This is a genomic window from Chitinophaga niastensis (genome assembly GCF_003014755.1).
Lineage (GTDB): Bacteria > Bacteroidota > Bacteroidia > Chitinophagales > Chitinophagaceae > Chitinophaga > Chitinophaga niastensis.
Map to the genome: position 1 here is coordinate 14,301 of NZ_PYAW01000001.1, position 15,591 is coordinate 29,891.

Here is a 15,591-nt window from a genome sequence, read left to right on the forward strand (position 1 = left end):
CATATGAAAAGTCCAATTACCGGCAAGGAAATGAAACGGATGGTTAAAGAGGAGGAATTGGTATTCAGAAAAGAAACCTTTACCATTCTTTTTAATTATTATTTCTGCGAAGAAAGCAACGAAATATTTACGGACGAAGCACTGGATACCATCAACACGAATCAGGCATATAATCAATACCGCGCCAAATACAACCTACCCTTTCCTGACGAGATCAGGGAGATCAGGGAGCAATACGACCTGAGCGCGGCTAAAATGGCTGATATATTTGGCTTTGGCACAAATGTATATCGTCATTATGAAAGCGGGGAAGTACCTAGTATCTCCAATGCCCGGCTGATACAATTATCGAAAGATCCAGCTGAATTCCGGAAACTCATCTTTGCCTCCAATGCATTGAAAGGAAATGTACTGGAACAGGTGCTGCAAAAGATTAACATCCTGTTATCTGACCAGGCTAATTTTAATCTCTCCTATTTGCCTAATTACCTGATGACGGGTATGTCTAATGGAAGAGCAAGTATTTATACCGGCTATAAAACACCCAGCCTGAAAAAGTTTATTGAAATGGTTGTTTACTTTGTTACACATATTAAACCATGGAAAACCAAACTGAATAAACTCCTGTTCTACACCGATTTCTTCCATTATAAGCAATTTGGCTATAGCATTACCGGCGCTGAATACATGGCTATTCAAATGGGGCCGGTACCCAAAAACTTCAGCAGCATTTTTGAATATGCGAGTACCAATGAAATTATAAATGTTGCCTTCACTGAATTTCCGAATGGGGGAATTGGAGAACAATTTTCGGCTAATCATCAACATGCCTTTGATAGCACCGTATTTAGCCCTGAAGAATTGACGACACTGGAGATGGTATTAAAGAAATTCAAAAATGTATCTACCAGTGATATTATAAAAATAAGCCATGAGGAAACAGCCTGGTTAGATAACAACCACAAAAAAGGGGAAATCAGCTATGATTATTCCTTTCGGCTGGTTCATTTATAAACCCTGTTTATAGCCCCGTCTCTTTTTTCTACAATTTCTCACTTTTGCGTAGTAATTTTGCCAACTCATTCATAAACCAAGGATCATCAATGCCTAAACAAAGCGACGTACTTGCTACCGATTTCCTCGTGAAAATAGCGGAAGAATTTGGCACACCGGTATATATTTACCATGCAGAAAAGATTAAGACTCAATATGATAAGCTCCAAAAGGCATTTCATAAGGCTGACACCCGCTTTTTCTACGCCTGCAAGGCATTGACCAATATCAACATCCTGAAGTACGTCAATTCTATTGGTTGCGGACTGGATACGGTATCCATTCAGGAAGTACAACTGGGCCTCAAAGCCGGGTTTGATCCTAAAAATATCATCTTTACCCCCAACTGTGTGGATCTGCAGGAAATTATTGCAGCCAAGGACCTGGGCGTAATTATCAATATCGATAACCTCTCCATCCTGGAGCAGTTTGGTAATAAATTCGGCGGTAGCTACCCTATCTGCATCCGCCTGAATCCGCATATCATGGCAGGTGGTAACTTCAAGATATCCACCGGGCATATCGACAGCAAGTTTGGTATTTCTATTCATCAGATGCGCCACATTGAACGTATCGTAAAATCTACCAAACTGAAAGTAACTGGTCTGCATATGCATACCGGCTCTGAAATCAAGGATGTAGATGTATTCCTGCGTGGCGTGGAAGTGATGTTTGAAATGGTGCAACATTTCCCTGACCTGGAATCTATTGATTTGGGCAGCGGCTTTAAAGTAGCTTATCAACAAGGTGATCCTGAAACGGATATCGACCTGCTGGGCAAGAAACTGAGTGAAGCCTTTAACAACTTCGCTTCCTCTTATGCCCGTCCGTTGCAGCTGTGGTTTGAGCCAGGAAAGTTCCTGGTAAGCCAATGCGGTTACTTTGTAGTAAAAGCTAATGTGATCAAACAAACTACTGCCAATGTATTTGTAGGTGTTAACTCAGGCTTCAATCACCTGATCAGACCTATGTTTTATGAGGCTTTCCACCTGATCCGCAATATCTCCAATCCTAAAGGCACGGAGCGCATATACACTGTAGTAGGTAATATCTGCGAAACAGACACCTTTGGCTGGGACAGAAAAATAAATGAGGTAAGAGAAGGCGATTACCTGGTATTCTATAATGCCGGCGCCTATGGGTTTGAAATGGCATCTAACTTTAACTCCCGCCTTAAACCAGCGGAAGTATTGGTAATAGACGGCAAACCAAACCTGATCCGTAAACGTGATACCATTGATGATCTGCTGAGAAACCAGATTGAATTATAAAGAATTACGAATTGCGAATTGCGAATTGCGAATTACGTAAAGAAGCGAGTGATATAAGCGTATAATCTTCACGCTAATCACTCGCTTCTCTACGTAATTCGCAATTTGCAATTCGCAATTTAAAATATCTCCCCTACCTTTACGTCTACATTAGTACTCCCCTCTGTGATTCCTACACTGTTTTTTACTGTAAATTGTAATACGATATTTTTTTGCTGACTAAAAGGACAGTCTTTGGTTATAATTATATACCCGCTATATGAAAGTTTTAACTGCACACCCCGGTGTATTTAACGATGATAAAATAATTGAGTCAAACATATCATTTGTTCCCTTTTTAAATTTTTTAAAGGAAAAAGCCAAGCATGAGGACGACCCACGCTCTTCTTTCTATAACCTGATCATCCAGAAATTTGAGAACAACCCGGATACGCTAAAGTCCATTCCTCCAGACGCTGACCTGTCTGCCTATAAAGAATATCTTGACCTGCTGATAGCCGCTATATTCCCGGTTACTGCCGATTCCAGTAAAGATATTTATGGTATAGGTGTTCCCTTTAAATTTGCCATCTTCTATTATTCTGATCTGTTTAAAAAACTTTTTACAGAAGATGGGAATGAACTGACAGCTATTCCACACGGTATCTCTCTGGGGAAAGTGAAAAAAGATAAGATTGCCTGGCTCTATAAACTGATCCTGGAACGTATCTATCATTTCCCGGTAAACTATCAGAATGATATCATCCATACCATCGAAACACCCGATGGCGGCAAAAGATATGTAAAGGTGAATATAGACCCGCGGTTTGTAGATGTAAAAGCAAAAGGAGAACTGCCTCAGCTGGATTACAATCAATTCTGCTCCCGTCAGATAACACCGGAAACGATACAGCAACTACTGCCAACAGACTTATTTACCCTGGAAGGCTTTGTAATATGGACTGTAAAAGATGTAACCCAATCAGAAACCCTCAATAATATTAAGGGACTGGTGATGAACATGCGCACCAGCAATGAAGTTGAAAGCTATCAGAAGCTGGAAAAAATGATTCCGTCTATATTGGGGATACCAGATATAACGGCGCACCTGGTGCCATTTCCCAAAGTGAATGGCAAAAATGTGCTGGAAGAACAATTCTCCAACACAGACCCCATTCTGGGTGTTGGTAATAAAAAACAACAGCAGCATTTCTTTCAGTTATTACTGGATCACCTGGAAAGTCATCCCACACCATTGATCATTCCGGACGTACATGATGCTACTGTTGCAGCCCATGGCTTCCTGAAATATCTTCCTATCAAGAATATCAAGAGCTTTGTGCTTGTTCCCATCACACATAAAAATGAAATACTGGGTGTACTGGAACTGGCATCGTCTATACCCAATAAACTCAATGCCAATCCTTTATGGCAGCTGCAAAACACCTATCCATTGCTGGTGCTGATGCTGAACCGCAGTATGAACATACTGGAAAGCCGGCTTAATGAAGTAATAAAAGATCAGTTTACAGCACTGCAACCCTCTGTAGAATGGAAGTTTGTAGACGCCGCCTGGAATTATCTGCTCACCCCGCAGGAAGAAAGAAAAGATATAGAGAGTATCAGCTTTGATGAAGTATATCCGCTCTACGGCGCCATTGATATACGGAATTCTTCTGTGCAACAGGGCAACGCCATCCGTGAGGATCTGCAGGAACAACTGGAACTCATACGCGATACTTTAGAAACCATCGGGCAAACAATACATCTTCCTTTGCTCGAAGAACTGCAATTCAAAACCAACGATATCTTAAATAACCTGAGCGATAGCCTTCAGGCCGGCGAAGACCTGAAAGTGAATGAGTTCATGGACCAGGAAATACAACCCGTTCTTGAACACCTCTGCGAAGGTAACGAGGCGCTGAAACCCGTGCTGCAGAACTATTTTGCGAAGATGGATAAAACAGAAGGACATGTATTTCATCACCGGAGAGAATACGAAGAAAGTTTATCCGCCATCAATATGGCTATCAGTAAATACCTGGAAAAAGAGCAGCATTACATTCAAAGCTCTTTCCCTTGTTATTTTGAAAAGTACCGCACAGATGGCGTAGAATATACTATCTACATTGGTCAGTCTATTGCGCAGGAAAAAAAGTTTGATCCGCTTTACCTTCGTAATCTCCGTCTGTGGCAACTTTCATCTATGGCCACCATTGCCAGGCTGACACATAAATTAAGTCCGAAACTAAAAATACCGCTGGAAACGACACAAATGATCCTCATGCACAGTGCCCCTATTACTATCAGCTTCCGCAGCGATGAGCGCAGGTTTGATGTGGAAGGCGCTTATAACATCCGCTATGAGATCATCAAAAAACGTATCGATAAAGTTCATATAAAAGATACCGGCGAAAGATTAACGCAACCCGGTACCATTGCTATGGTGTATTCCTTCGCCAGAGAGATGGAAGAATTCAAAAAATATATCTCCTTTCTCCAGAGCAAAAAGATATTACTGCCGGATATTGAAATGCTGGACCTGGAAGAGTTACAGGGCGTAAGTGGATTGAAAGCACTGAGAGTAAAGGTGAACATGGAAGTGTCTGAACTGTGATTTTTGTGGATGTTGTCTGAACCAGGATTAGGCTGATTATACTGATTACCCTGATTTTATTTTTTTGATTTAAAAAGATTAGCGAAGATCGAAGCGGATTTATTCGCTTTAATCTTCGCCAATCTTTTTATAATCTTTCTAAATCAAAAAAAATAAAATCAGGGTAATCAGTATAATCAGCCTAATCCTGGTTCAGACAACATCCACATTAATCACAGTTTAGAACTTAAATCCAAACGTTACATAAGGCACTGTTTCTTCCCTGGAATGCCCTACCACCGCTGTAATAATTAAGGCGTTGATGGGAGCTACATAGATACCGCCACCATAGCCATCATGCCATACATGCGATGTTTCATTATCCTGCCATACACGGCCTACATCATTAAAGGCGATCAGTCCCACTCCTGCAGGCAGGATGTATGTTTTAAGATCAAATAACTTCACACGTATTTCTGTATTGTTGTAAGCGGATGCACTGCCCGCAAAGCGGTAGTTGCGGTAGCCACGCAGGTTTTGCGTACCTCCTACCGTGAGTGCCTGAAAGTATTCATAAGTGCCCCATATCTTACCGCCGCCGAAACGGCTCACGATTACGAAGTTGGCCGGAATGCGGAAACTCATATACAGACTCAGGTCCGATTGCAACTGTGAGAAGTTACTGCTGCTGTTATTCAAACCTTTATTGCCGGTAAATGTAGTGTTCCACAGGATACCGCGGGTAGGGATAATCTTGTTATTACGGGTATCTATTGACGCTACGATTTTGCCACCTACGTATGATTTATTGCTGTAGATGCTGGCAGAATCAAGACCATTCGCTTTAAAGTTGGTGATGAAACGGTTATTATTTTCACTTTTATTAAACGCGTAATTGTTAAACGTTGGACCATAGGAGATACTCAGGTGATCACCAAAACTGGTCTTCAGCAAAGCTTCTGCGGTGTAAATATTAAACCGTGCACGGTAATAGGAAATGGTTTGATGGTTTGATTTATCAAACACCGTTTCGTTGCCATAACCAAAAAAGTTGATGGTGTTATTCGGTGCTTTAGCGCTTGCAAACAGTAAGAGGTCTGTTTTTCCGATAACGTCCGTCAATTCACCGGCATAGCGGAAGTTCCAGGCCCTTGTAGCGAGTGCGTGACTGATTGTAAATAAATGTTTGGCAGAGAAAGGCTCCTTCCGGAAAGAATGACGAATGAGTTGCAGCCCTACTCCAAGCAGTAAACCATCATCGCGGTTATAAGCACCTGCTACCAACGGCATTGTTTTCTCATACTGAAATGCAGTGCGATTGTATTTAATGTTATCCGGATCATCGGATAAACGGCGTTGCACATTGCCGGTTAGTGCAAAGGAATCTTTTCCGCTTCGCTGATCATATATGCGGATACGTTTACCCCCTTTTACGGTGGAGCTGTCTATGTAAGTATCGGCGTCAGCGCCGCCAATAAGGCGGATACGTATCGGTGTACTGTGATTTCCTTTTATTTCAAAACGATCTTTTCCACCTAAGCCAAACACATTTACTTCCCTGGTGACTTTAGGATCAAAGACACGGGAGTAGATGTTTTGTTTTACTTCTCCTTTTTTACTGATCTTGAACATATTCAGCTCAACAGCCCCACCATCCAGCTTTTCCACGGTTATCAGTTCGTTCTTTTCTGTTGCGGGAACGTCTACTCTTTTTGCCAGGAAACGATAGTATTTCATTACGTTGGCTTCCAGGGTATTTCTGCGCACAGATAAACGATGCAGCATCACAGGTCCTACCAGCGACTTTATCGTATCCGGGAAAGCGTTAACAGCAGCCTGTATTACGCTGTCGGTCATCTTCTTTAAAAACTTATCTGTTTGTTTCTTCCAGTCTTTTTCATCCAGCTCATTCATAAAGGAACGATCAAAAAAACGACTGCTGAAGTTGAAGCCGTTGATATCCGGAATGTAATCACGGAAGCCTTGTACGCCCGGAATCAGCCACGGACGAGACATCATGCGGGGAAGTAAACCTTCATTGATAAAAAATGCCTGGTCACGATCTCTTGGTACCGGGTAATAATATTCCTCTCCTTTGTGTTTTTCTTTGTACCAGCGCCACTGATCATCGTGGCGGTCAAAGTCCATGATGTACATATCCAGGATCCTTGCGCGCAGCACGGATTTCTGATCTACATGTACATCATTATCTCCCCATATTTTACCTAATACTTTAGGCGTGTTATAAGTCTTATCATTTTTACCGGTAACAGGTTCCCTTTCTTCAAACAGGTATACTTCATTACCAAAATCACTGGCATAAATACCTAACGCAGTATCTGTGGGCAGGTATACAAATGTGGGATTGGTATGCGGCACGCCGGCTGCTTCCGCCAATACACTTACTGCGAGCGGTGCATAAGGATTAGCAGCGGAAATCTGATCCTGCACTACTTCGCGGGCTACTGTTTCACGTAATAGCTCAGGAAGTGCTGCCGTGGGGAACTTTTTAAGGGTACGCATAGCGTATTCTGTACCGGTACTGTCTTCCAAGCGGAGCGAGTGTGTTTGTTTGCCACCACCACGTTGCAAAACCGTTAATCCCCCTTTTGCAGTTTTCAGGTTCATCACCGGAAAATTCAGTGGTGCATTCCATACTTTGCGGTAATTTTCTCCCAGCAAAAAGCGATGAAAGTTATTCACACGCACATACTGCGAATCTGCTACATCCTTGACGTATGCCGGTAATTCAGCAGGTGTGGTATAAACGAGTCCCTGTTGGGGCAAGTCCTGCAGGCGCAGCAGGTTGTTGCTGAATACCGGCTGCGATGTATTATCCGCTGCATAATACTGTACACGCACGGTGCTGTCGGCCAGCAATTCCAATACGCTGAAGCCACTTTCAGTAGATGCAAACAATGACCTAGCACCTTTTTTTACCCGGCTATTCTTAGCTCCGCTGCCACTTACCACGTAAGCATTCTGATTATCTTTAATCAGCTGTAACGTATGATCGTGACCGGATACAAACACTACAGGGCCATGTGGTTTTAACGCCTGTTCCACACCTTTGATCATTTCCTGGTACTTAGGATTGGGAATATCTTCGGGTGTACCAAATACGCCCCGTGCAATGGGATATATAGATCCTATCACCGGCAAAGGCACATACAGTGCAGGGTTCAGGTCAGTAAGCGGAAAAATATGTTGTTTGATGGTATAGTATCCGCCATGGATACCGTAACTGCGAAAAGGATGATGTGTAGCAAAGATGATGAGCTTATTACGGTTCAATGCCACTATTTCAGACAGTTTGGCGAGCACTTCGTTCCTGTCTTTACAGTCGCAGGAAGATTCCGCACCCGGCTTTGCATAGGGGAACACCCACCACTCACTATCCATGATGATCAGCGTGATATTTTCTGCCAGTTTTACTTCCACCGGACCAGGACAACCATCCTTCGGTAAAAACTGTACATTATCCAGGTAGAGTGAATCTACATAACGTTGCTGGTTACGGATTACATCCCAGCCATCGGGTTTACTTTTGTCCCAGTCGTGGTTACCGGGAATAATGAAGCCCTGGGCTTTTGTACCGCGTACCAGGTTGATCTGGTAATCGAGGATTTCCCGGGCGGTGGGGTATTTACTATCCAATGAGTCAGGTAACCCATGCGGGTATACGTTATCACCCAGAAAGAGTATGGTGTTTTTGTTATCCTGAAGATCGAATGTCTTGCGGATGGCATCCACTACGGGATTGCGGCCATTGTTATGCAATTCGCCGGCATCGCCAATGAGGATGATACGTTTTATAACGGCCGGGGATTGCGCGTATATGCTATTGCATAAGAACAATAATGCCGCTATATAGATGATTGCTATTTTGCTCATTTGGACTTGTAAGTAAATTTAAGAATACTGGCGGTACCATCGAAGCCGCCTTCATTGGAAATGTACAGGTCGCCGTTAGGCGCAAAGGACAGCCCTTCCGGCTGCAGGAATAAGCGGTGTTTCAGGTTATAAGCCTCCTGTACATGGCCTTGTAAATCGGCAATAACCAGCAGCCCGTTTACGGATGCAACGATGTATAATCTTTTTTCGATAGGATGGATAGCTGCAGCAGAAGGTTTAAAGAAACGCATATCAGTACCTGCCAGGCGGGCTATCTCACGGCTATCGAAATGATAGATAGCAGTGGTATCAAATGTTTTGGTAGCCAGATCAAAGCTGTAAGCACTGGTAATACCTTTCTTTTTATCATCTTCACAATTCTTACAAATCAGGACAACCCTATTTTGCAGGCTATCAAAATAAATGGTTTCAAACTCACGTTTACCTTGTTTGGGCATTTTATAGTGTGTGCTGGAAGTGCTGTCTGAAAGCAGATCATGGATTTCATATAGTGAGCCTTTGCTTTTCAGTACAAACCAGCCGCTGTCTGTATGGCAGATATCTTCAAAATCGCCGTTCATAGCAAACTTATAAGAAGGATAAGCTTTTGTGGTGTTTACATCTATCTGGTAAATCCTTCCTTCTTCATCATTAATGGCAAAGATATTATGCTCATCCGGAAACAATGCGATCCCTGAAATTTCCTGCATAGATTCCCGCACCCGATAACGAACCGGTTCTTTTAAATCATATCCTTGGGGAGATGAATATATTTTCTGTTCTCTATCGCTGAAAGCGTTGCATGACAGGAAAAAGAGGGGAAACATTAACCAGATCCGTACCTTCATAGTGCGACTTTATAGCATAAATTTAACTCAAAAATGCAGTAACTTCCATGAAGAATTACGAATTACGAATTGCGAATTACGTTTATGAGCGAAGATCGCTCCGATCCGTAATTCGTAATTATAATTTAACACTAACAATATGCAAAACAGCGCTATTATAGATGCAGCAAGGGATTATGTTTTAGCTCAATATCAACAACATCCCCATCCGAACCTGGTATACCATAATCTCGTACATACACAACAGGTAGTTCAGGCAGCTGCGCAGATAGCCGCCCATTACCGTTTACAGGATGACGAATTACTGGCAGTATATGTTGCAGCCTGGTTCCATGATGCCGGTTATTTGCTGGGTGACGCCAGCATACATGAAGAACAAGGCGCAAAAGAAGCATTGGTCTTTTTACAACAACAACAGGTGCCGGAACATGTGCAGACATTGGTGCAGGGTGCTATCATGGCCACTAAAATGCCACAATCGCCGCATAGCCTGGTAGAACAGATCGTTTGTGATGCAGACCTTTTTCACCTGGGATCAAAAGAATTTCCGGAGCGCAACAAATTACTGCGACAGGAAGTAGCACTCACTTATCAAAAAGATATTCCCGCTGCAAAATGGCTGGCCACCAGCATTACTTTTTTAAACGATCACCACTACTGGACAGACTACGCTCAAACGCTGCTCAAACAACAGAAAGAAGAGAATATTGCAAAGTTGAAAAAGAAGCTGGAAAAAAAATCAGGCGAAGAGCAAGAACAGGCAGCCATAACAGATACGTCGAAACCGGATGGAGAAAAAGTAAAGAAAGAAAAACTAAAGAAGCCGGAACGCGGTGTGGAAACCATGTTCAGGCTCACCTCCACCAATCATATCAGGCTTAGCTCTATGGCAGACAGCAAAGCCCATATTATGATCTCGGTTAATTCCATTATTATTTCCGTTATACTCAGTGTACTGGTGCAGCGGCTGGAAGATTATCCGAATATGATCATTCCAACAGTGATCTTCCTCACCACTTCCGTTATAACCGTCATCTTTTCTGTATTGGCCACCCGTCCTAATGTAACCAGTGGTACATTTACAAAAGCAGATATTGAAAAGAAAGATACCAACCTCTTGTTCTTTGGTAATTTCTATAAGATGAAACTGGAGGAGTATGATTGGGGGATGAAAAAAATGATGAATGATTCCGACTTTCTCTATAGCAGCATGACCAAAGATGTATATTATCTCGGCGTAGTACTCGGACATAAATACAAGTTGCTGCGTATTTCCTATAGTATTTTTATGTTTGGCCTGATCATTTCTGTAATGGCCTTTATGATTGCAGCGATTTTTTTTCCGGTAAAAGCTTAATGATTCATGGGTGTTCCTTTATATAACCGCGATCTGAGTTGGTTGTCGTTTAATTACCGGGTGTTACAGATGGCAGCGGATCAACAGGTACCACTATACGAACGGATTAAATTCCTGTCTATTTTTTCTTCTAACCTGGATGAGTTTTTCCGGGTAAGAATGCCTGCCGTTCTGGCTATCAACAAAGTGCTGGAAAAAGATAATGACGCTGGCAGCGATGAAACCCTTACCAGTGAAACTTTATCCGAAGTATTGCAGGAAATCAACCGGCAACAGCAGGAATATGGCCAAATATTTACCGGCACTATACTCCCGGTACTATTACAGCAACAGGTACATCTTTATTATAATGAGCCGCTACAGGCATCTCACCAAACATTTACCAAAAACTATTTCTTAACTACTATTCTCGCTTATTTACAGCCGGTATGGCTGGATGGGAAACACAAAAAATTATTCCTGGAGAACAATGCGCTGTATATCGCGGTGACATTAATTCCTCAGAACAATCCGGAAACGCAGCGATATGTAATTGTGAATATCCCGGCGGCATTACCGCGCTTCCAGACATTGCCCGCGCAGGAAGGCATCTATTACATCGCGTTCCTGGATGATATTATACGCACCCACCTGGATTATGTTTTCCCTGGATATACCGTCCATAGCTGTCATAGTGTTAAACTCACGCGCAATGCGGAGATGGATATGGATGAGATAAAAGGCGATATACTGGAAGAAGTAGAAACGTTTATCCGTAAACGCGAATTAGGCGTGCCTACCCGGTTCCTGTATGATGCCGCTATCCCCTTACCATTATTACATTTTATGGCGCAACAATTTGATGTGCAGTCCGATGAACTGGTGATGGGTGGCCGCTATCACAACCTGAAAGACCTGGCAGATCTGCCGGTACCGGCAGGTTTAACGAATGCATTTTATCCTAAAACAATTCCGGCAGACAATAACACTGCAGCTAATACCGACAGGTTACTGCACCTTATCCAGCAACAGGATTTGTTGGTACATCTCCCCTATCAGCGTTATGATCACATCCTGCGATTTTTTAACGAAGCAGCCATAGACCCGGATGCAGAAGAAATATATGTAACGCTGTACCGCATTGCTTCCGGTTCACAGATAGCACAGGCGCTGATCAGCGCAGCCAGGAATGGGAAGCGCGTAACCGTGTTTGTGGAATTAAAAGCCCGCTTTGATGAGGCCAACAATATACGCTGGTCTAAAAAAATGAAAGATGCAGGAGTTAAATTAGTATACAGCATTCCCGGCATGAAGGTACATGCCAAAACAGCGCTGGTAAAGCGCAGGCGTGGTTATCACTGGGATTATTCCGGGCTGATAGCCACAGGTAATTTCAACGAAAGCACCGCGCGTTTTTATACAGATCATGTGTTATTTACCTCGCATGCAGGTATCACGCGCGAAATGGAATTATTGTTCCTATATCTGCAAAGCCGCGAGCAGCCTGCTGCTTATAGTTTCCTGAATTTTGAGCACCTGCTGGTAGCACAGTTTAACATGGCAGATAGATTTACCAGCCTGATAGACCGGGAAATAACCCATGCAAAGGAAGGAAGGCCGGCACACATCATCATCAAAATAAATAACCTGCAGGAAAGAGCCATGATTGTTAAACTGTACGAAGCCAGTCAGGCAGGCGTACAGATAGATCTGATTGTGCGCAGCATTAACTGCCTGGTGCCGCATGTACCCGAAAGCAGTAACATCCGTGTTATCAGGATTGTAGACCGCTACCTGGAACATGCGCGGGTATTCATCTTCCATAATAACAGCCAGGAAGAGTTATACATGGGCTCAGCAGACTGGATGAACCGTAACCTGCACCGCCGCATAGAAGTGTGTGTACCGGTATATTCACCGGCATTGCAGCAGCAGCTCAAAGACATTGTTGCCCTGCAACTAAAAGACAGCAGCAATGCCCAGCAAGCCATCCAAGCCTATGTGCAAAATATAATGTAAATTAGAGATTGTGATTTAAACGATTATTTATGAAGAAATACATTTGGGCATTGTTATTAAGTATTGCCTTTGCCATTCCCGCAGCGCATGCACAAACGCATGACCTGGAACATATTTACAATCCCACCGCCGACGCCAAAGCAGATATGGATGCTGCATTAAAACAGGCTGCCAGAGAAAACAAACATGTATTACTGCAGATAGGTGGCAACTGGTGCATCTGGTGTAAGCGATTGTATAAATTCATAGAAGATGATGCCGCGCTGAAAACTGCGATGAACAGTAGTTACGTAGTATATCATCTTAACTATAGCAAGGAAAACAAGAACCTGCCTGTCCTGAAAGAGCTCGGATTTCCACAGCGCTTCGGTTTTCCGGTACTCGTAGTACTGGATGCAAAAGGTAACCGGTTGCACACACAAAACTCCGGTTTACTGGAAGCTGCTGATTCCTATGATAAAACCAAAGTGCAGGAGTTTTTGAAGCAGTGGTCTCCTAACGCTTTGTTACCTTCTCATTACATCAACGAATAACATAGCCATGAATAACGGCATTACCACTTTTAATACGGATGCTGTGCAATCTTTTACAAAGTTTGCGCGGCATCCGTTGAAGTTTTCGGCGTACCTCTTCTGGAAACTCCCCTCAGCATGGATTTCGGGAGTGCGGTTACGATCATTGGAAACAGATACCTGTGTAACTTCCGTACCCTTTCGCTGGTTATCACAAAACCCCTTTCGTTCCACTTACTTTGCCTGTTTGGCGATGGCGGCGGAACTAAGCACCGGCTTACCCGCCATTATGTATGTGCGCAGTGCCCCAAAGCGGGTGTCTATGCTCGTTACAGGTATGCAATCCACCTTTGTTAAGAAGGCCACCGGCCTCACATCATTTACCTGTTCTGAACTACCGTTGCTAAGAGCAGCTATAGAAAAGGCACTCAGCAGTGAAGAAGCCGTAACCATAACTCTTAACAGCGAAGGCAGAGATAAAGACGGCATATTAATTGCCTCTTTCGCGATCACGTGGTCGTTTAAAAGCAAATCGTAAAATGGTGATCACCATACACTCTTAAAACACTGATATGAAAATTGCATTTCATGGCGCAGCCCGCACCGTTACAGGATCAAAACACCTGGTCACACTAAAAAATGGTAAAAAGATTTTATTGGATTGTGGTATGTTCCAGGGTATGGGACAAGATACGGATACATTGAACAGAGACTTTGGATTTGATCCGCAGGAAATTACCTACATGGTGCTCTCGCACGCGCACATTGACCACTCCGGGCTCATTCCCCGTTTGGTTAAAATGGGCTACGATGGTCATATCTTCTGCACACCAGCCACCCGCGATATGACAGAAATATTACTGATGGATTCTGCGGAAATACAACAGGATGATGTGAAATTCACCAATAAAAAAATGGCGAAAGAAGGCCTTCCTTATGTACAGCCACTGTACAGCGTGGATGATGCCAAAATAGCCATTAAATCGCTGAGCCCAATGGGCTATAACACCTGGACCAATATAGATCCGGATATACAACTGATGTTTACAGATGCCGGCCACATTGTAGGTGCTGCTTCTGTACATCTTCGCATCACTGAAAACGGTAAAACTGAGCAGATCACTTTCAGTGGTGATATCGGCCGTTACAATGATGCCATTCTGAAATCACCGGCTACTTATCCACAGGCAGATTACATCTTAATGGAATCTACCTATGGCAGCACATTACATGCAGATGCCGCCCCGGCTGATGATGAGCTGTTGCGTTATATTAAAGAAACCTGCGTAGACAAAAAAGGTAAGCTGATCATCCCTGCATTCAGCGTGGGCCGTACACAGGAATTGTTATACGCTTTGAACAATGCGCAACTGAAAGGCACCCTGCCTAAAGTAGATATTTTTGTAGACAGCCCTTTATCTACAGAAGCCACTGCTGTTACTAAAGCACACCCGGAAGTATTCAATAAAGAAGTATCCGATCTCCTGAAAAGAGATGATGATCCGTTTGATTTCCCGGGTTTGCGTTACATCAAATCAGTAGATGAATCCAAAGCGTTGAACTTCCGCAAAGAGCCATGCGTCATCATTTCCGCATCCGGCATGGCAGAAGCAGGACGCGTAAAACATCATATTGCCAATAACATCGACGAGGCAAAAAACACTATTCTCATTGTAGGTTATTGCGAACCGCAATCGCTCGGTGGCCGCCTGATGCATGGTGCCAAAGAAGTATCTATTTATGGTACCCGTTTTGAGGTGAATGCAGAAGTGGGTGTAATACGTTCTATGAGTGCGCACGGTGACTACGAAGACCTGAGCCAGTGGCTCGCCTGTCAGGACCCTAAAGCGATCAAGAAATTATTCCTGGTACATGGAGAATACGATGTACAACAGATATTTAGAAACTGGCTGCTGAAAAAAGGATTCCTGGATATTGAAATCCCGGAAAGACATTCTGAATTGGGGCTGAGTTAAATTGTCTTTCTCCCGATTAAGCTGATTATACTGATTACCACGATTTTATTTTTTTTATTTTATAAAGATTTAAAAAGATTAGCGAAGATTAGAGCGAATAATAATAC

10 protein-coding genes are annotated in these 15,591 nt (G+C 43.1%); 8 read left to right on the plus strand and 2 right to left on the minus strand.

Going from position 1 to position 15,591, the window contains the following annotated elements; genetic code table 11:
- Window positions 1–3: 3 nt before the first annotated feature.
- The 3 genes from CLV51_RS00080 (at window position 4) to CLV51_RS00090 (ending at window position 4,920) form a co-directional block, all read left to right on the plus strand.
- A complete protein-coding gene (locus CLV51_RS00080; protein WP_106525982.1) occupies window positions 4–1,014 on the plus strand; it encodes a type II TA system antitoxin MqsA family protein in 1,011 nt (336 codons plus the stop codon).
- Between the two features lie 89 nt (window positions 1,015–1,103).
- Window positions 1,104–2,324 (plus strand): diaminopimelate decarboxylase, encoded by a 1,221-nt coding sequence (gene lysA / locus CLV51_RS00085; RefSeq protein WP_106525983.1) that lies wholly within the window; start codon window positions 1,104–1,106, stop codon window positions 2,322–2,324.
- 259 nt (window positions 2,325–2,583) lie between these two features.
- On the plus strand, window positions 2,584–4,920 hold the full coding sequence (locus CLV51_RS00090; RefSeq protein WP_106525984.1) for a GAF domain-containing protein: 2,337 nt from the start codon (window positions 2,584–2,586) through the stop codon (window positions 4,918–4,920).
- 219 nt (window positions 4,921–5,139) lie between these two features.
- Here the strand turns inward: CLV51_RS00090 and CLV51_RS00095 are convergent, their stop codons facing one another.
- Both CLV51_RS00095 and CLV51_RS00100 read right to left on the minus strand, forming a co-directional pair.
- The gene (locus CLV51_RS00095; protein WP_106525985.1) at window positions 5,140–8,793 is read right to left on the minus strand and encodes a BamA/TamA family outer membrane protein; all 3,654 of its coding nucleotides are present in this window, start codon (window positions 8,791–8,793) and stop codon (window positions 5,140–5,142) included.
- Window positions 8,790–9,641, minus strand: a complete 852-nt coding sequence (locus CLV51_RS00100; protein WP_106525986.1) for a hypothetical protein — start codon at window positions 9,639–9,641, stop codon at window positions 8,790–8,792. Before CLV51_RS00100 ends, CLV51_RS00095 begins: the two co-directional genes overlap by 4 nt.
- 139 nt (window positions 9,642–9,780) lie before the next feature.
- Between CLV51_RS00100 and CLV51_RS00105 the strand changes: the two genes are divergently transcribed.
- From CLV51_RS00105 to CLV51_RS00125, 5 genes are read left to right on the plus strand one after another with little or no spacing between them, the layout of a single operon-like run.
- Complete coding sequence (locus CLV51_RS00105; RefSeq protein WP_106525987.1) at window positions 9,781–10,998, plus strand: Pycsar system effector family protein; 1,218 nt, start codon at window positions 9,781–9,783, stop codon at window positions 10,996–10,998.
- A gap of 6 nt (window positions 10,999–11,004) precedes the next feature.
- On the plus strand, window positions 11,005–12,996 hold the full coding sequence (gene ppk1 / locus CLV51_RS00110) for a polyphosphate kinase 1 (protein WP_106525988.1): 1,992 nt from the start codon (window positions 11,005–11,007) through the stop codon (window positions 12,994–12,996).
- Window positions 12,997–13,025: 29 nt separating this feature from the next.
- Window positions 13,026–13,529 carry a thioredoxin family protein gene (locus tag CLV51_RS00115; protein ID WP_106525989.1) on the plus strand — a complete coding sequence of 168 codons (504 nt, stop codon included), beginning with the start codon at window positions 13,026–13,028 and terminating at the stop codon, window positions 13,527–13,529.
- A 7-nt stretch (window positions 13,530–13,536) separates the two neighbouring features.
- Window positions 13,537–14,046: a DUF4442 domain-containing protein gene (locus CLV51_RS00120; RefSeq protein ID WP_106525990.1), complete on the plus strand. Its 510-nt coding sequence runs from the start codon at window positions 13,537–13,539 to the stop codon at window positions 14,044–14,046.
- Window positions 14,047–14,080: 34 nt separating this feature from the next.
- Window positions 14,081–15,484: an MBL fold metallo-hydrolase RNA specificity domain-containing protein gene (locus CLV51_RS00125; protein ID WP_106525991.1), complete on the plus strand. Its 1,404-nt coding sequence runs from the start codon at window positions 14,081–14,083 to the stop codon at window positions 15,482–15,484.
- Window positions 15,485–15,591 lie beyond the last annotated feature (107 nt).